Annotated in this window: 20 protein-coding genes; all 20 read right to left on the minus strand. The window is 60.4% G+C overall.

Translation table 11 applies throughout. The features are described from left to right. Positions 1 to 2: 2 nt before the first annotated feature. Positions 3 to 542, minus strand: coding sequence for a 50S ribosomal protein L5 (gene rplE, locus NCS67_RS11860; RefSeq protein ID WP_008343862.1), 540 nt, complete (start codon positions 540 to 542; stop codon positions 3 to 5). A 14-nt stretch (positions 543 to 556) separates the two neighbouring features. Further along, positions 557 to 865 carry a 50S ribosomal protein L24 gene (gene rplX / locus NCS67_RS11865; protein ID WP_008343860.1) on the minus strand — a complete coding sequence of 103 codons (309 nt, stop codon included), beginning with the start codon at positions 863 to 865 and terminating at the stop codon, positions 557 to 559. Between the two features lie 9 nt (positions 866 to 874). After that, complete coding sequence (gene rplN / locus NCS67_RS11870; RefSeq protein ID WP_006998478.1) at positions 875 to 1,243, minus strand: 50S ribosomal protein L14; 369 nt, start codon at positions 1,241 to 1,243, stop codon at positions 875 to 877. A gap of 302 nt (positions 1,244 to 1,545) precedes the next feature. Further along, positions 1,546 to 1,818, minus strand: a complete 273-nt coding sequence (gene rpsQ, locus NCS67_RS11875) for a 30S ribosomal protein S17 (RefSeq protein WP_008343854.1) — start codon at positions 1,816 to 1,818, stop codon at positions 1,546 to 1,548. After that, entirely contained in the window at positions 1,815 to 2,009 is a 195-nt protein-coding gene (rpmC, locus tag NCS67_RS11880) for a 50S ribosomal protein L29 (protein ID WP_008343853.1), read from the minus strand. The genes rpsQ and rpmC overlap by 4 nt, the downstream gene beginning before the upstream one ends. 10 nt (positions 2,010 to 2,019) lie before the next feature. Further along, positions 2,020 to 2,436, minus strand: a complete 417-nt coding sequence (gene rplP, locus NCS67_RS11885; RefSeq protein WP_008343852.1) for a 50S ribosomal protein L16 — start codon at positions 2,434 to 2,436, stop codon at positions 2,020 to 2,022. Positions 2,437 to 2,438: 2 nt separating this feature from the next. Then, positions 2,439 to 3,233 carry a 30S ribosomal protein S3 gene (gene rpsC / locus NCS67_RS11890; protein WP_008343851.1) on the minus strand — a complete coding sequence of 265 codons (795 nt, stop codon included), beginning with the start codon at positions 3,231 to 3,233 and terminating at the stop codon, positions 2,439 to 2,441. Positions 3,234 to 3,243: 10 nt separating this feature from the next. Further along, positions 3,244 to 3,573: a 50S ribosomal protein L22 gene (gene rplV / locus NCS67_RS11895; RefSeq protein WP_007730533.1), complete on the minus strand. Its 330-nt coding sequence runs from the start codon at positions 3,571 to 3,573 to the stop codon at positions 3,244 to 3,246. 12 nt (positions 3,574 to 3,585) lie between these two features. After that, the gene (gene rpsS / locus NCS67_RS11900; RefSeq protein ID WP_008343850.1) at positions 3,586 to 3,861 is read right to left on the minus strand and encodes a 30S ribosomal protein S19; all 276 of its coding nucleotides are present in this window, start codon (positions 3,859 to 3,861) and stop codon (positions 3,586 to 3,588) included. 10 nt (positions 3,862 to 3,871) lie between these two features. Beyond that, positions 3,872 to 4,699, minus strand: coding sequence for a 50S ribosomal protein L2 (gene rplB / locus NCS67_RS11905; protein ID WP_008343849.1), 828 nt, complete (start codon positions 4,697 to 4,699; stop codon positions 3,872 to 3,874). 2 nt (positions 4,700 to 4,701) lie between these two features. Next, on the minus strand, positions 4,702 to 5,016 hold the full coding sequence (rplW, locus tag NCS67_RS11910; protein WP_008343846.1) for a 50S ribosomal protein L23: 315 nt from the start codon (positions 5,014 to 5,016) through the stop codon (positions 4,702 to 4,704). Further along, complete coding sequence (rplD, locus tag NCS67_RS11915) at positions 5,013 to 5,633, minus strand: 50S ribosomal protein L4 (protein ID WP_008343845.1); 621 nt, start codon at positions 5,631 to 5,633, stop codon at positions 5,013 to 5,015. Before rplD ends, rplW begins: the two co-directional genes overlap by 4 nt. Then, positions 5,633 to 6,292: a 50S ribosomal protein L3 gene (gene rplC / locus NCS67_RS11920; protein WP_008343843.1), complete on the minus strand. Its 660-nt coding sequence runs from the start codon at positions 6,290 to 6,292 to the stop codon at positions 5,633 to 5,635. The genes rplD and rplC overlap by 1 nt, the downstream gene beginning before the upstream one ends. Positions 6,293 to 6,502: 210 nt before the next feature. Beyond that, complete coding sequence (gene rpsJ / locus NCS67_RS11925) at positions 6,503 to 6,814, minus strand: 30S ribosomal protein S10 (protein ID WP_006998489.1); 312 nt, start codon at positions 6,812 to 6,814, stop codon at positions 6,503 to 6,505. Between the two features lie 145 nt (positions 6,815 to 6,959). After that, on the minus strand, positions 6,960 to 8,150 hold the full coding sequence (gene tuf, locus NCS67_RS11930; protein ID WP_008343820.1) for an elongation factor Tu: 1,191 nt from the start codon (positions 8,148 to 8,150) through the stop codon (positions 6,960 to 6,962). Positions 8,151 to 8,219: 69 nt separating this feature from the next. Further along, the gene (fusA, locus tag NCS67_RS11935; protein WP_008343818.1) at positions 8,220 to 10,322 is read right to left on the minus strand and encodes an elongation factor G; all 2,103 of its coding nucleotides are present in this window, start codon (positions 10,320 to 10,322) and stop codon (positions 8,220 to 8,222) included. 119 nt (positions 10,323 to 10,441) lie between these two features. Further along, positions 10,442 to 10,912: a 30S ribosomal protein S7 gene (rpsG, locus tag NCS67_RS11940; protein ID WP_008343817.1), complete on the minus strand. Its 471-nt coding sequence runs from the start codon at positions 10,910 to 10,912 to the stop codon at positions 10,442 to 10,444. Positions 10,913 to 11,095: 183 nt separating this feature from the next. Then, positions 11,096 to 11,476, minus strand: coding sequence for a 30S ribosomal protein S12 (rpsL, locus tag NCS67_RS11945; protein ID WP_006998493.1), 381 nt, complete (start codon positions 11,474 to 11,476; stop codon positions 11,096 to 11,098). 218 nt (positions 11,477 to 11,694) lie between these two features. After that, positions 11,695 to 13,542, minus strand: coding sequence for a DNA helicase RecQ (recQ, locus tag NCS67_RS11950; RefSeq protein WP_008343806.1), 1,848 nt, complete (start codon positions 13,540 to 13,542; stop codon positions 11,695 to 11,697). 166 nt (positions 13,543 to 13,708) lie between these two features. Next, on the minus strand, positions 13,709 to 17,950 hold the full coding sequence (gene rpoC, locus NCS67_RS11955) for a DNA-directed RNA polymerase subunit beta' (RefSeq protein ID WP_008343805.1): 4,242 nt from the start codon (positions 17,948 to 17,950) through the stop codon (positions 13,709 to 13,711). Positions 17,951 to 17,961 lie beyond the last annotated feature (11 nt).

A 17,961-nucleotide genomic window follows, 5' to 3' on the forward strand; every position in this document is an offset into this window, starting at 1 on the left:
CCTCAGTTTCTGAACGGGAACTTGAAGCCGGCGAGCAATGCCTTTGCTTCTTCGTCGGTCTTCGCGGTGGTCGTGATGCTGATGTTCAGCCCACGCAGCGCGTCGATCTTGTCGTAGTCGATTTCGGGGAAAATGATTTGCTCTTTCACACCGATGTTGTAGTTACCACGGCCGTCGAACGCCTTGCCCGACACGCCACGGAAGTCGCGCACGCGAGGCAGCGCAACCGTCACGAAACGGTCCAGGAATTCGTACATGGCATTGCCACGCAGGGTAACCATCGTGCCAATCGGGTAGCCTTCGCGGATCTTGAAACCAGCGATTGCCTTGCGCGACTTGGTGATGACGGGCTTTTGGCCCGCGATCTTCGTGAGGTCACCAACGGCGTGCTCAAGCACCTTCTTGTCAGCGACGGCTTCGCCAAGCCCCATATTCAGGGTGATCTTGGTGAGGCGCGGCACTTCCATAATCGACTTGTAGCCGAACTTTTCAACCAGTTCCGGCACAACCTTTTCTTTGTAAATCTCTTGCAGACGAGCCATTTTTTAACTCCGCGTCAGGCGTTAAGCGTGGCGCCGGTCGACTTCAAGAAGCGAACCTTCTTGCCGTCTTCGACCTTGATGCCCACACGCGATGCCTTGCCATTCGCGTCGACCAATGCGACGTTCGAAATATGCAGCGGCATCGTTTTGGCTTCCACACCGCCCGTCGTACCCTTCATCGGGTTCGGCTTCACGTGCTTCTTGACGAGGTTGATGCCCTCGACGGTGACACGGTCGTCCGCAACGGCCAGCACGGTGCCGCGCTTGCCCTTGTCCTTGCCGGTGGTGACGATGACTTCGTCACCCTTGCGAATCTTGTTCATCGCGACTCCTTACAGCACTTCCGGAGCGAGCGAAACGATCTTCATGAATCGTTCGCTACGCAGTTCACGCGTAACCGGCCCGAAAATACGCGTGCCGATCGGCTCGAGCTTCGTGTTCAGCAGAACGGCGGCATTGCCGTCGAACTTGATGAGCGAGCCATCCTGGCGACGCACGCCCTTGGCCGTACGAACGACCACGGCGTTGTAGATTTCGCCCTTTTTCACGCGTCCGCGCGGCGTCGCTTCCTTGACGGTCACCTTGATGATGTCGCCAATGCTTGCGTAACGACGCTTCGAGCCGCCGAGCACCTTGATGCACATGACTTCACGCGCACCCGTGTTGTCGGCCACTTCAAGCCGAGTTTCGGTCTGGATCATGGTTTATCTTTCCCAACTTAATCCGATTGCACCACCATGGCACAGCCGGTCAGTCTTGGTCCCGTCAGCCAAATGGCTGCTTGGGTTAGAACAGGCAGCAACGGCAGACGAAACCCGCCATCGCAATCCGGTGAATCTGTCGACTCAGGCTAGCGCCCGAACCGGCTTCCCCCACCAATTTCGCCCGCGACGGGGCTCCCACAAAGAGGGAAGACCGAGATTATAACAAATAATCCCGGTCTTGCAAGCGAAACTTACTGCGATACAACTACTTAGAGCATCGCGGCACTACAACTTCAGCTTTAGATCACGCGAGCCGCTTCAACCAGCTTCGACACAACCCAGGCCTTCGTCTTCGAAATCGGACGAGTTTCCTGGATTTCGACGAGATCGCCTTCGTTGTACGTGTTCGCGTCGTCATGCGCGTGGTACTTCTTCGAACGCACGACGTACTTGCCGTAGATCGGATGCTTCACGCGGTGCTCGACCAGCACGGTGACCGTCTTGTCCATCTTGTTGCTGACGACCTTGCCGACCAGCGTCCGCTTGAGCGAGGTTTTTACGCTATCGTTCATTTCTGGTTCGCCTTCTCGGTCATGACGGTACGCACGCGTGCGATGTCGCGACGGACCTTCTTCAGCTGGCTCGTGTTCGTGAGCTGCTGGGTCGCGAGCTGCATACGCAAGCCAAATTGCGCCTTGAGCAGATCCGACAGCTCCTTGTTGAGCGCGGCCTGGTCTTTTTGGCGAAGTTCAGTTGCCTTCATCATTTACTCCTTAGGCGCCGAGCTGACGGACCACGAAGTTCGTCTTGAGCGGCAGCTTGGCTGCCGCCAGACGGAACGCTTCGCGCGCCAGTTCTTCGGAGACACCGTCCATTTCGTACAGCATCTTGCCCGGTTGAATTTCAGCGACGTAGTACTCAGGGTTACCCTTACCGTTACCCATACGCACTTCGGCCGGCTTTTGCGAAATCGGCTTGTCCGGGAAGATACGGATCCAGATCCGGCCGCCACGCTTGATGTGACGCGTCATTGCACGACGCGCCGCTTCGATTTGACGCGCGGTCAAACGGCCGCGACCGATAGCCTTCAGACCGTATTCACCGAACGACACCGCGTTGCCGCGCGTCGCCTTACCGGTGTTACGACCTTTCTGCTCTTTGCGATACTTTCTGCGTTTCGGTTGCAGCATCGTTATTCTCCAGTCTTCGCGTCACCGCCAGCGCGACGGGGTGCGCCACGACGCGCGCCGCCCGGAGCGCCTTCACCGTCACGGCGCGGACGGCGATCGCCACCCGGACGTGCGTTGCGGCGCGGACGCTTTTCTTCCGCCACTTCTTCCACGACCGGCGCTTCGTTGCGGCCCAGGGTATCGCCCTTGTAGACCCACACCTTCACGCCGATGATGCCGTACGTGGTCTTCGCTTCGGACGTCGCGTAGTCGATATCCGCACGCAGCGTATGGAGGGGCACGCGACCTTCGCGATACCACTCGGTACGAGCGATTTCGATACCGTTCAGACGACCCGCGCTCATGATCTTGATGCCTTGTGCACCAAGACGCATCGCGTTTTGCATCGCGCGCTTCATCGCACGGCGGAACATGATCCGGCGCTCGAGCTGCTGCGTGATGGAATCGGCGATCAGTTGCGCGTCCGTTTCCGGCTTGCGAATCTCTTCGATGTTGACGTGAACCGGAACGCCCATGCGCTTCTGCAGTTCAGCCTTCAGCGATTCGATGTCCTCGCCCTTCTTGCCGATGACAACGCCCGGACGCGAGCTGTAAATCGTGATGCGCGCGTTCTTCGCCGGACGCTCGATGACGACGCGACCAACCGAAGCGTTCTTCAGCTTCTTCTTCAGGTATTCACGAACACCGATGTCTTCCTGCAACATCGCCGCGAAATTGTTGTTGTTCGCATACCAGCGCGAAGCCCAATTGCGGCTGACGGCCAAACGGAAGCCAGTCGGATGAATTTTCTGTCCCATCGTTGGCTCCTTAATTCCCGACCGTCACAGTGATGTGACAGGATTGCTTCTCGATGCGGTTACCACGACCCTTTGCGCGTGCGGTGAAACGCTTCAGCGAAGCAGCCTTGTCGACGTAGATGCTCGTGATCTTGAGCTCGTCGATGTCGGCGCCTTCGTTGTGTTCCGCATTCGCGATCGCAGACAGCACGACCTTCTTGACGATACCCGCCGCCTTCTTCGGCGAGAACGTCAGGACGTTCAGCGCCTTGTCGACCGGCAAACCACGAATCTGGTCAGCCACAAGGCGCGTTTTCTGCGCCGAGATGCGGGCACCGCGATGAATTGCTTTCACTTCCATCTTGATTGCCCCTTATTTCTTGGCCTTCTTGTCGGCCGCGTGACCCTTGAACGTACGGGTCAGTGCGAACTCGCCAAGCTTGTGGCCGACCATGTTTTCCGTGACGTACACCGGAACGTGTTGGCGACCGTTGTGAACAGCGATCGTCAGACCGATGAAGTCCGGCAGAATCGTCGAACGACGCGACCAGGTCTTGATCGGCTTCTTGTCACGCGTCGATGCAGCCGCCTCAACCTTCTTCAGCAAATGAGCGTCGCAGAACGGACCTTTTTTAGCAGAACGTGTCATTGCCTACTCCTTAACGCTTGTGACGGCGCTGGACGATCATCGTCGTCGTGCGCTTGTTGCTGCGGGTGCGATAACCCTTCGTCGGCGTGCCCCACGGGCTCACCGGATCGCGACCTGCAGCCGTCTTACCTTCACCACCGCCGTGCGGGTGATCGACCGGGTTCATTGCAACACCACGCACCGTCGGACGGATACCGCGCCAGCGGTTCGCACCGGCCTTACCGATTTGACGGAGGCTGTGCTCTTCGTTGCCGACTTCACCGATCGTTGCGCGGCACTCGACGTGCACGCGGCGGATTTCGCCCGAACGCAGACGCACTTGAGCGTAGACGCCTTCGCGCGCCAGCAGCATTGCCGACGTACCAGCCGAACGCGCGATCTGCGCGCCCTTGCCCGGCAGCATTTCGATGCAGTGGATCGTGGTACCGACCGGGATATTGCGGATCGGCAGAGCGTTGCCTGCGCGGATCGGCGCTTCCGAACCGGACATCAGTTGCGCGCCGACCGCCACGCCCTTCGGCGCGATGATGTAGCGACGCTCGCCGTCTGCGTACAGAACCAGCGCGATGTTCGCGCTACGGTTCGGGTCGTACTCGAGACGTTCGACCTTTGCCGGAATGCCGTCCTTGTTGCGACGGAAATCGACGATACGGTAGTGCTGCTTGTGACCACCACCTTGGTGACGCGTGGTGATACGGCCGTTGTTGTTACGGCCCGCCGACTTGGATTGCGTGTCGAGCAGCGCTGCGTGCGGCTTGCCCTTGTGCAGATCCTTGTTGACGATCTTGACCATCGCGCGGCGACCCGGCGAGGTCGGCTTAACTTTCACGATTGCCATGATTACTTGGCCTCCGCTTCAAAGTTGATTTCCTGGCCGGGCTTCAGGCAGACGTACGCCTTCTTCACGTCCTTGCGCTTGCCATTGAAGCGGCCAAAGCGCTTTGCCTTGCCCTTCGTGACGAGCACGTTGACGGAATTGACTTCGACCTTGAACAGCAGCTCGACAGCAGCCTTGACTTCCTGCTTCGTGGCGTCCGGCGCGACTTCGAACACGACTTGTTCGTTCTTGTCGGCAACCAGCGTCGCCTTTTCGGAGATCACCGGCGCGAGCAGAACTTGCATCAAACGATGATCGTTTTTGCGAATCTCGCTCATGACAGCAACTCCTCGATCTGAGCGACCGCAGCCTTCGTGATCAGAACCTTCTTGAAGTAGATCAGCGAGAGCGGGTCGGCGTAACGCGGCTCGACAACCGCCACGTGGGCCAGGTTGCGCGACGCGAGGTACAGGTTTTCGTCGACCGTATCGGTGATGACCAACACGGAGTCGAGACCCATTGCCTTGAATTTTTCGGCCAGCAGCTTGGTCTTCGGGGCTTCGAGCACGAAGTCTTCGACCACGGCGATACGGCCTTCGCGAGCCAACTGCGAGAAAATCGAGCGGAGACCCGCGCGATGCATCTTCTTGTTGACCTTGTGCGAGAAGTTTTCTTCCGGCGAATTCGGGAAGATACGACCACCGCCGCGCCACAACGGGCTCGACGACATACCGGCACGAGCGCGGCCCGTACCTTTCTGACGCCACGGCTTCTTGGTGGTGTGCTTGACCTGCTCGCGGTCCTTCTGCGCGCGGTTGCCGCTACGTGCGTTCGCCTGATAAGCGACGACGACCTGGTGAATCAGGGCTTCGTTGTAATCGCGACCGAACACGACGTCCGATGCGTTCACGCCAGCGCCTTCCTGACCATTGGCATTCAGGAGCTTAAGTTCCATTATTTCGCTCCTTTCACAGCACGCGTCTTGACGGCCGGGGTCACGAAGACCTTGCCACCCTTCGCACCCGGAACAGCACCGCGGACGAGCAGCAGATTGCGCTCAGCGTCGATGCGGGCGATTTCGAGATTCTGGACCGTGACGGTCTCGTCACCGAGGTGACCGGTCATGCGCTTGCCCGGGAACACGCGGCCCGGATCCTGCGCCATACCGATCGAACCCGGAACGTTGTGCGAACGCGAGTTACCGTGCGATGCGCGGCCCGAAGCGAAGTTGTAGCGCTTGATCGTACCGGCGTAGCCCTTACCGATCGACGTGCCTTGCACGTCAACTTTCTGGCCGACTTCGAAAATATCCGTACCGACGACGGCACCATTCGACAGTTCACCTGCCTTGGCCGCATCGATATGGAATTCCTTGAGGATTTCACCGGCTTGAACGCCGGCTTTGGCGAGGTGGCCCGCCAACGGCTTCGTCACGCGCGATGCGCGGCGAGTACCGAATGCAACCTGAACGGCGGTATAACCATCCGTTTCAACGGTCTTGATCTGCGTCACGCGGTTGTCCGACACGTCCAGCACGGTGACGGGGATCGAATCCCCCTCAGGCGTGAAGATACGGGTCATGCCAACCTTGCGACCTACGAGTCCAAGGCTCATCGTTTTCTCCATTCCCAACTGCGATTGGTCGGGGCTGATTTACAAATGCCGGCTTCGTTACGAGAAACTGGGTCGGCTATTCTTGCACCACTTTCTTGCGCCTTTGCATGCGCATAGGCGCGAAAAGCCTTGGAGTATAACAAGGCTTTTCGAATCCTGCAAGCAATCAAAGACTTAGCTCCGTCTGGCACGCCAGCGGAGCTTTTGGACTTACTGCAGCTTGATTTCGACGTCGACGCCTGCCGGCAGGTCGAGCTTCATCAGCGCGTCGACGGTCTTGTCCGTCGGATCGACGATGTCCATCAGGCGCTGGTGGGTACGGATTTCGAGCTGGTCGCGCGACGTCTTGTTGACGTGCGGCGAACGCAGGATGTCAAAACGCTGAATACGCGTCGGCAGCGGCACCGGGCCACGAACGATCGCGCCAGTCCGCTTCGCCGTGTCGACGATCTCGGCTGCCGATTGATCGATCAGGCGATAGTCGAAAGCCTTCAGACGAATGCGGATTTTCTGGTTCTGCATGACGATTCCTTGAAAAGAGCGAGGCGGTATTGCACCGCACATTGGCAAAAGAGCGTGGGACCGAGCGCTCGCGGAGAGCGAACGCCCGGTCCCGGTCGATACTGCTACTGCTTTACTTCGAGTTCAATCGAGCAAGCCCGATATCTTACTCGATAATCTTCGCCACGACACCGGCGCCGACGGTACGGCCGCCTTCGCGGATTGCGAAGCGCAGGCCTTCTTCCATGGCGATCGGAGCGATCAGCTTGACCGTAATCGACACGTTGTCGCCCGGCATCACCATTTCCTTGTCCTTCGGCAGCTCGATTGAGCCGGTCACGTCCGTCGTACGGAAGTAGAACTGCGGACGGTAGTTGTTGAAGAACGGCGTGTGACGGCCGCCTTCGTCCTTGCTCAGCACGTACACTTCAGCCGTGAAGTGCGTGTGCGGCGTGATCGAACCCGGCTTGGCCAGAACCTGGCCGCGCTCCACGTCTTCACGCTTCGTGCCGCGCAGCAGGATACCGACGTTGTCGCCTGCCTGACCTTGGTCGAGCAGCTTGCGGAACATTTCCACGCCCGTGCAGGTCGTCTTCACCGTCGGCTTGATACCGACGATTTCGATTTCCTCGCCGACCTTGACGATGCCGCGCTCGACGCGACCCGTCACCACCGTGCCGCGACCCGAGATCGAGAACACGTCTTCCACCGGCATCAGGAACGCGCCGTCAACTGCACGCTCCGGCGTCGGGATGTACGAATCCAGCGCGTCGGCCAGGTTCATGATCGCCACTTCGCCCAGCTCGCCCTTGTCGCCTTCCAGCGCCAGCTTGGCCGAACCCTTGATGATCGGGGTGTCGTCGCCCGGGAAGTCGTACTTCGACAGCAGTTCGCGCACTTCCATTTCGACGAGCTCGAGCAGCTCGGCGTCGTCCACCATGTCGCACTTGTTCAGGAACACGATGATGTACGGCACGCCAACCTGACGGGCCAGCAGGATGTGCTCACGCGTTTGCGGCATCGGGCCGTCAGCAGCCGAACACACCAGGATTGCGCCGTCCATCTGCGCGGCGCCCGTGATCATGTTCTTCACGTAGTCGGCGTGGCCCGGGCAGTCGACGTGTGCGTAGTGGCGGTTAGCCGTTTCGTACTCGACGTGCGCGGTGTTGATGGTAATACCGCGCGCCTTTTCTTCCGGCGCTGCGTCGATCTGGTCGTACGCCTTCGCTTCGCCGCCGAACTTCTGCGTGAGAACCGTCGTGATCGCTGCCGTCAGCGTGGTCTTGCCGTGGTCAACGTGACCGATCGTGCCCACGTTCACGTGCGGCTTGGTCCGCTCGAATTTACCTTTTGCCATGATTACCTTCGTTCAAAAGTTTGGTTATCGGTTTAAAGCTTGTGGCTTGCGCCGAATTACTTGCGGGAATTACTTACCCTTGGCGTTGATGATCGCGTCGGCGACGTTACGCGGAGCTTCAGCATAGTGCTTGAATTCCATCGTGTACGTTGCACGGCCTTGCGTCAGCGAACGCAGCGAGGTCGAGTAGCCGAACATTTCCGACAGCGGCACTTCGGCGCGGACGATCTTGCCGCCGCCAACCATGTCTTCCATGCCCTGGACGATACCGCGACGGCCCGACAAATCGCCCATCACGTTGCCCATGTAGTCTTCAGGCGTTTCGACTTCCACAGCCATCATCGGTTCGAGGATGACCGGGCTTGCCTTGCGCATTGCTTCCTTGAAGGCCATCGAACCGGCCATGCGGAACGCGTTTTCGTTCGAGTCGACGTCGTGGTACGAACCGAACGTCAGGTGAACCTTCACGTCCACAACCGGGAAGCCAGCCAGCACGCCCGACTTCAGCGTTTCCTGGATGCCCTTGTCCACTGCCGGGATGTATTCGCGCGGAATTACACCGCCCTTGATCTCGTCCAGGAACTCGTAGCCCTTGCCCTGCTCGTTCGGCTCGAGCGTGATGACCGCGTGACCGTACTGGCCGCGACCACCCGACTGCTTGACGAACTTGCCGTCGACGTCTGCCGCCGTCGTGCGGATCGTTTCGCGGTATGCAACCTGCGGCTTGCCGACGGTCGCTTCCACGTTGAATTCGCGCTTCATGCGGTCGACCAGAATTTCGAGGTGGAGCTCGCCCATGCCCGAAATGATGGTCTGGCCCGATTCTTCGTCCGTCTGGACGCGGAACGACGGGTCTTCCTGCGCGAGACGGTTCAGCGCCAGGCCCATCTTTTCCTGGTCAGCCTTCGTCTTCGGCTCGACTGCCTGCGAAATCACCGGTTCCGGGAAAATCATGCGTTCCAGAACGATCGGGTGCTGCGGATCGCACAGCGTGTCGCCCGTGGTCGCTTCCTTCAGGCCGACGGCCGCGGCGATGTCGCCCGCGCGAACTTCCTTGATTTCTTCGCGCTGGTTCGCGTGCATCTGCAGAATACGGCCCAGACGTTCCTTCTTGTCCTTGGTCGCGTTCAGCACGGTGTCACCCGAATTCACGACGCCCGAGTACACGCGGAAGAAGATCAGCTGACCGACGAACGGGTCCGTCATGATCTTGAACGCCAGCGACGAGAACTTCTCGTCGTCGGCTGCGCGACGCTCGGCCTTTTCACCGCTTTCGAGTTCGCCCGTAACCGGGGGAATGTCGACCGGCGACGGCAGGAAGTCGATCACGGCGTCGAGCATGCGCTGCACGCCCTTGTTCTTGAACGCGGTGCCGCACAGCATCGGCTGGATTTCGCACGCGATGGTCCGGTCGCGGATCGCCTTGACGATCTCCGCTTCGCTCAGCTCTTCGCCGCCGAGGTACTTTTCCATCAGCTCTTCGCTGGCTTCCGCAGCCGACTCGATCATCTTCTCCCGCCACTCGTTGCACGTGTCAACGAGTTCGGCCGGGATGTCGACGTAGTCGAACTTCGTGCCTTGCGATGCTTCGTCCCAAATGATCGCTTTCATCTTCAGGAGGTCGACGACGCCCTTGAAGTTTTCTTCAGCGCCGATCGGCACGACGACGGGAACCGGGTTCGCCTTCAGGCGGTTCTTCAGTTGGTCATAGACCTTGAAGAAGTTCGCGCCGGTACGGTCCATCTTGTTGACGAACGCGAGACGGGGAACCTTGTACTTGTTCGCCTGGCGCCACACGGTTTCCGACTGCGGCTGCACGCCGCCCACTGCGCAGTAGACCATGCACGCGCCGTCGAGAACGCGCATCGAGCGTTCCACTTCGATCGTGAAGTCGACGTGTCCCGGCGTGTCGATGATGTTGATGCGGTGCTCGGGGTAGTTGCCGCCCATGCCCTTCCAGAAGGCCGTGGTAGCAGCCGACGTGATGGTGATGCCGCGCTCCTGCTCCTGCTCCATCCAGTCCATCGTTGCTGCGCCGTCGTGAACTTCACCGATCTTGTGGTTCACGCCCGTGTAGAACAGGATGCGCTCGGTCGTCGTCGTCTTGCCGGCGTCGATGTGAGCGCTAATACCGATATTGCGGTAGCGCTCGATAGGTGTCTTGCGAGCCACTTTGGATCCTTTTTCGGTCGACGCGCCGGCGAAATACCGGCCGCGTCCTAACACAAACGGGCGAGGCGCCAAAACTAGCGCACCCGCCCTGATTTTCCGTTTGCCCGGTGAGCGGGAGCTTAGAAACGGAAGTGCGAGAATGCCTTGTTGGCTTCTGCCATGCGGTGAACTTCGTCGCGCTTCTTCATTGCGCCACCACGGCCTTCAGCCGCTTCCTGCAGTTCACCTGCGAGACGCAGGGCCATCGACTTTTCGCTGCGCTTCTTCGCGGCTTCACGCAACCAACGCATCGCCAATGCCATACGACGCGAGGGACGCACTTCGACCGGAACCTGATAGTTCGCACCACCAACGCGACGGCTCTTCACTTCGACCACCGGCTTCACGTTGTTGAGCGCAACCGTGAACACTTCCAGCGGGTCCTTGCCACCCTTGGTCTGGATCTGTTCAAAAGCGCCGTACACGATACGCTCGGCAACCGACTTCTTGCCGGAGAGCATCAGCACGTTCATGAACTTGGCTACATCTACGTTGCCGAACTTCGGATCCGGCAACACTTCCCGCTTGGGGACTTCGCGACGACGCGGCATGATTCTTCCTTTACTTTTTCAGTTGGAGCGATTCCCCGCTCCGCGGCCACCAACTAACCCGATCCATCTATTCGACTAAACCAGCTTGGCCGGGTGACCACTTACTCGATAGCACCGGCACTTCCGGCACCACCGCCTTTACCGCCTTGCGGCGACCTTGATTCGTTACTTCCGACCGGCGACTTACTTGCCAGCCTTAGCGCGCTTCGCACCGTACTTCGAGCGAGCTTGCTTACGGTCCTTGACGCCCTGGGTATCCAGCGAGCCGCGAACCATGTGGTAACGCACACCCGGCAAGTCCTTCACACGGCCGCCGCGGATCAGCACGACCGAGTGCTCTTGCAGGTTGTGGCCTTCACCGCCGATGTACGAAATGACTTCGAAGCCATTGGTCAGGCGAACCTTGGCGACCTTACGGAGTGCCGAGTTCGGCTTCTTCGGCGTCGTCGTGTACACGCGGGTGCACACGCCGCGACGCTGCGGGCAGTCCTGCAGGGCCGGCGACTTGCTCTTCGTCGTTTCCGACGCGCGGCCTTTGCGAACCAGTTGATTGATGGTTGGCATTGTCTAATCCTAAAAATGAACAAAATCCACGCAATTCGATCGGGCAAAGCGAAAAGAATTGCGTGTTTAGCGATCTCGCCGACGATTCCCGCGCTTCGCATCCGGCACTAGGCCAGATCCGAAGACGGACCAATGACGAGAACCAAGCATGATATTCTGAAAATCGCAATCGGGTCAATACGTTGCGACGATTTCGATGGATTTTCGAGCGACGAATCTCAATCCGAACCGACGACGTCGAGCAGTTCGTCGCCGAAACGCTCCAGTTTGCGCACGCCGATGCCGGGAATATGGCGCAAGTCGTCGATCGTATCGGGGTCGCTGCGCGCGATTTCGGCGAGCGTCGCGTCGTGGAAGATGACGTAGGCGGGCACGCCGTCGCTCTTTGCGGTTTCCGCGCGCCAGGTCCGCAAGCGCTCCCAGCGCGACTTCTCGCGCGGTGACATGCCTGCGGTCGGATCCGCGCGTTCGCCCGTGCGGCTCGACGACTGCCGCGCGCGCGTCGGCTTCACGTATTTGCGCAGCGTGACGCGCTCTTCGCCCTTGAGTACTGGCTTGCTGGCATCCGTCAGAACGAGCGCGCCGAAGCCGTCGTGATCGACTGCGAGATAGCCGAACGCCACCAATTGCCGGAACACTGCGCGCCACTCGGGCTCGGACAGCGCCGCGCCGACGCCAAACGTCGAAATTTTCTCGTGGCCGCGTTGCAGGACCTTTTCGCTGCGCGTGCCGCGCAGAATGTCGATCAGGTGCCCGGCACCGAAATGGAATCCGCTCGCCCGCTGTGCGCGATACACGCACGACAGCGCCATCTGCGCCTCGCGAGTGGCATCGAAGGACGCGGGCGGCTCGATGCACGTATCGCAATTGCCGCACGGCGTGCTCGTCTCGCCGAAGTACGCGAGCAAACGCACGCGGCGGCACGTGGCCGCCTCGCAAAGTCCAAGCAGTGCATCGAGCTTGCCGGTCTGCACCCGCTTGTGGGCGTCGTCGGCGTCGGATTCGTCGATCATCTTCCGCTGCTGCACGACGTCGCCCAATCCGTAAGCCATCCACGCGTTCGCCGGCAAGCCGTCGCGGCCCGCGCGTCCGGTTTCCTGGTAGTAGCCCTCGACGCTCTTCGGCAAGTCCAGATGCGCGACGAAGCGCACGTCCGGCTTGTCGATGCCCATGCCGAACGCGATGGTCGCGCACATGACGATGCCTTCCTCGCGCTGGAACATCTCCTGATGCTTCTGGCGCGTCTCGAACTCCATGCCCGCGTGATACGGCAACGCGCGGATGCCCTGGCCCTTCAGCCAGTCTGCGGTTTCCTCGACTTTGCGGCGCGACAGACAATAGACGACGCCCGCATCGGTGGTGCCGTCCTTGTTCGTATGCTCCGCGCGGATGAAATCGAGCAGCTGCGAGCGCGCATTGTCCTTCTCGACGATCCGATAACGAATGTTCGGCCGATCGAAGCTCGAAACGAAGATGCGCGCGTCGTCGAGCGCGAGGCGATGCACGATTTCGTCGCGCGTGATCGCATCGGCGGTCGCGGTGAGCGCGATGCGCGGCACATCGGGAAACCGCTCGTGCAGCACGGAAAGCTGAATGTATTCAGGGCGGAAATCGTGCCCCCATTGCGAAACGCAATGTGCCTCGTCGATCGCGAAAAGACCGACCGGCGCGCTGTCGAGGAGATCGAGAAAACGCGGTGTCATCAGGCGTTCAGGCGCGACATACAGCAAGTCGATCTCGCCGTTGCGCAGGGCGCGCTCGGTCGCGGCTGCTTCGGCGCCGGACAACGTGGAATTGAGATACGCGGCGCGCACGCCCACCTCGGTCAGCGCGGCGACCTGATCCTGCATCAACGCGATGAGAGGCGACACGACGATGCCCGCCCCGAAACCCGCCTCGCGCCGTACCAGCGACGGTATCTGATAGCACAGCGACTTGCCGCCGCCGGTGGGCATCAGCACGAGGGAATCGCCGCCGTTCGCGACATGCTCGACGATCTCCGCCTGTTGTCCGCGAAATGCGGGATAGCCGAAGATTTCGTTGAGTATTTCGAGCGACCGGGACATGTGGAAAAGCGCGCACTGCGACGTGGGAGATAACGAATTCTACCAACGCATTAGCGCGTGAAACCGGCGTTAGCCATTCGGACGATGCCGGCAGCGAAACGTGCAGACGAAAAAAAACCGCCCAGCCGAAGCTGAGCGGTTCATCGATGCTACTAGCGAGAGACGCTTACTCGTTGGTGTGCGGCTGCTGCTCCGCCGCCGGCGTTTCCGGCGTACCGAAGTCGAAAGCCTCTTCGGCCGCGATTTGGTCGAAACGCTCGCGATCCGACGATTCCTTCGCCTTGCGCGCCTTGTGGAACGCGAGACCCGTACCGGCCGGAATCAGACGGCCGACGATCACGTTTTCCTTCAGGCCACGCAGATCGTCGCGCTTGCCCATGATCGCCGCTTCGGTCAGCACGCGGGTCGTTTCCTGGAACGACGCCGCCGAGATGAACGAATCGGTCGACAGCGATGCCTTCGTGATACCGAGCAGCACGTTGTCGTACGTCGCCGGACGCTTGTCTTCCGCGATCATCTTGTCGTTCTCGTCGAGCATGTCCGAACGCTCGACTTGTTCGCCAGGAATGAAACGCGTATCGCCGTTGTCGACGATCTGCACGCGGCGCAGCATCTGACGCACGATCACTTCGATGTGCTTGTCGTTGATCTTCACGCCCTGCAGACGGTACACGTCCTGCACTTCGTCCACGATGTAGCGCGACAACGCCTCGATACCCTGCAGACGCAGGATGTCGTGCGGATCGGCAGGACCGTCGACGATCATTTCGCCCTTGTTGACGACCTGACCGTCGTGCACCAGCACCTGCTTTTCCTTCGCGATCAGGAACTCGTGCTGATTGCCCTCGAGGTCCGTGATGACGAGACGCTGCTTGCCCTTCGTGTCCTTGCCGAACGACGTCGTGCCCGTGACTTCCGCCAGAATGCCGGCGTCCTTCGGCGAGCGCGCTTCGAACAGCTCGGCCACGCGCGGCAGACCACCGGTAATGTCACGCGTCTTCTGCGCTTCAACCGGGATACGCGCCAGCACTTCACCGACCTGCACCTGCTGACCATCCTTCACGGTGATCAGTGCGCCGACCTGGAAGCCGATCTGCACCGAATGCTCGGTGTTCGGGATCTTCACTTCCTCGCCGTTCGCGTCGAGCAGCTTCACCTGCGGACGCACGCTCTTGCCAGCCTGCGAGCCACGGCGCTTCGCGTCGATCACGACCAGGGTCGAAAGACCGGTCACGTCGTCGATCTGCTTCGCGACCGTCACGCCTTCCTCGACGTTCTCGAACTTCACCGTACCGCCCCACTCGGTGATGATCGGACGCGTCAGCGGATCCCATTGAGCCAGTTGCGTACCGGCCTTGATCGCAGCGCCGTCGAGTTGCAGCAGCGTTGCGCCGTACGGAATCTTGTGACGCTCACGCTCGCGACCGAAGTCGTCCGCGATGATCGCCTCGCCGGAACGCGAAATGACGACCTGCTCGCCCTTCGCGTTGGTGACGTAACGCATCGTGGCCGTGAAGCGCAGCGTACCGTTGCTCTTCGCTTCCACCGTCGAAGCCACCGCCGCACGCGATGCCGCACCACCGATGTGGAACGTACGCATCGTCAGCTGCGTGCCCGGCTCGCCGATCGACTGAGCAGCGATCACACCGACTGCCTCACCGACGTTCACGCGCGAACCGCGGCCCAGGTCGCGGCCGTAGCATGCGGCGCACAGGCCATAACGCGTCTCGCAGGTGAGCGGCGTGCGCACGCGCACTTCGTCGATGCCGAGGCGCTCGATTTCCTCCACCGCATCTTCGTCGAGCAGATCGCCCGAAGCGTAGATCGTTTCCTGCGTTTCCGGATTGACGACGTCCGCCACCGCGACGCGACCGAGAATACGGTCACGCAGCGCTTCGACGACTTCACCGCCTTCGACCAACGCCTTCATCGCCACGCCGTTCGACGTGCCGCAATCGTCTTCGACGACGACCAGATCCTGCGTCACGTCGACGAGACGACGCGTCAGGTAACCCGAGTTCGCGGTCTTCAACGCCGTGTCCGCCAGACCCTTACGAGCGCCGTGCGTCGAGATGAAGTACTGCAACACGTTCAGGCCTTCGCGGAAGTTCGCGGTAATCGGCGTCTCGATGATCGAGCCGTCCGGCTTCGCCATCAGGCCGCGCATACCGGCGAGCTGACGAATCTGCACCGCGGAACCACGCGCGCCCGAGTCGGCCATCATGTAGATGGAGTTGAACGACTCCTGCTTCGTTTCGTTGCCGTCGCGATCGACCACCGGCTCCGTTGCGAGCTGCTCCATCATCGCCTTGCCGACCGCTTCCGACGTTGCCGACCAGATGTCGACCACGTTGTTGTAGCGTTCCTGCGCGGTGACGAGACCCGACATGTACTGACGGTCGTATTCCTTCACCTTCTTCGCGGCGTCGCCGACGATGGTTTCCTTCTGCGGCGGCACGAGCATGTCGTCGACGCAAATCGAGATACCGGCGCGCGTTGCGAGACGGAAGCCCATTTGCATCAGCTGGTCGGCGAAGATCACCGTTTCGCGCAGACCGCACTTGCGGAACGCCGTGTTGATCAGCTGCGAAATCTGCTTCTTCTTCAGCGGCTTGTTCAGCACCGTGAACGGCAGGCCCGGCGGCAGAATCTCCGACAGGATCGAACGGCCGACGGTCGTCGCGTACAGCGAGATCTTCGGCACGAACTTCGGCGCACCTTCACTCTGGTCTTCGTTCGCCACCATTTCGGTGATACGCACGTTGACGCGCGATGCCAGTTCGACTTCCTTGTTCTCGTACGCGCGGATCACTTCCGACACGCCCGTGAACGTCATGCCTTCGCCCTTGCCGTTGATCGCTTCGCGCGACGCGTAGTACAGGCCCAGCACGATATCCTGCGACGGCACGATCGACGGATCGCCGTTGGCCGGGAACAGGACGTTGTTCGACGCCAGCATCAGCGTGCGCGCTTCCATCTGCGCTTCGAGCGACAGCGGAACGTGCACGGCCATCTGGTCGCCGTCGAAGTCGGCGTTGAACGCCGCGCAAACGAGCGGATGCAGCTGGATCGCCTTACCTTCGATCAGCACCGGCTCGAAAGCCTGAATGCCGAGACGGTGAAGAGTAGGCGCGCGGTTCAGCATCACCGGATGCTCGCGAATGACTTCTTCGAGAATGTCCCACACGACCGGCGTCTGGTTCTCGACTTCCTTCTTCGCGGCCTTGATGGTCGTCGCGACGCCCATCACTTCCAGCTTGTTGAAGATGAACGGCTTGAACAGTTCGAGCGCCATCAGCTTCGGCAGACCGCACTGATGCAGCTTGAGCGTCGGGCCGACCACGATCACCGAACGGCCCGAATAGTCCACACGCTTACCGAGCAGGTTCTGACGGAAACGACCGCCCTTACCCTTGATCATGTCAGCGAGCGACTTCAGCGGACGCTTGTTCGCGCCGGTCATCGCCTTGCCGCGACGGCCGTTGTCGAGCAGCGAATCGACGGCTTCCTGCAGCATCCGCTTTTCGTTGCGGACGATGATTTCAGGCGCCTTCAGTTCGAGCAGACGCTTCAACCGGTTGTTACGGTTGATGACGCGGCGATACAGGTCGTTCAGGTCCGACGTCGCGAAACGGCCGCCGTCCAGCGGCACGAGCGGACGCAGTTCCGGCGGCAGCACCGGCAGCACGTCGAGCACCATCCAGTCAGGCTTGATGCCCGAACGCTGGAAAGCCTCGAGCACTTTCAGGCGCTTCGCGTACTTCTTGATCTTCGCTTCGGAACCGGTGTTCTTCAGTTCCGTGCGCAGCGTCTCGACCTGTTCGTCGATGTTGATCGCGCGCAGCAGTTCGCGCACGCCTTCCGCGCCCATTTCGGCGCGGAATTCGTCACCGTACTCTTCGACCTTGTTGTAGTAATCCTCTTCGGTCATGATCTGCCGCGCTTTCAGCGGCGTCATGCCCGGATCGATCACCACGTATGCTTCGAAGTACAGCACGCGCTCGATGTCGCGCAGCGTCATGTCGAGCACCATGCCCAGACGCGACGGCAGCGACTTCAGGAACCAGATGTGCGCGACCGGCGAGGCCAGTTCGATGTGGCCCATCCGTTCGCGGCGCACCTTGGCCAGCGTCACTTCGACGCCGCACTTCTCGCAGATCACGCCGCGATGCTTCAGGCGCTTGTACTTGCCGCACAGGCATTCGTAGTCCTTGATCGGACCAAAAATCTTCGCGCAGAACAGACCATCCCGCTCCGGCTTGAACGTGCGGTAATTGATGGTCTCCGGCTTCTTCACTTCGCCGAACGACCAAGAACGAATCTTGTCGGGCGACGCGAGGCCGATCTTGATCGCATCAAAAACTTCTTCTTGTTGGACTTGCTTGAATAGATCGAGCAGAGCTTTCATTGCTTTCTCTC

Source organism: Caballeronia sp. ATUFL_F2_KS9A, assembly GCF_023630765.1.
Classification (GTDB): domain Bacteria; phylum Pseudomonadota; class Gammaproteobacteria; order Burkholderiales; family Burkholderiaceae; genus Caballeronia; species Caballeronia zhejiangensis.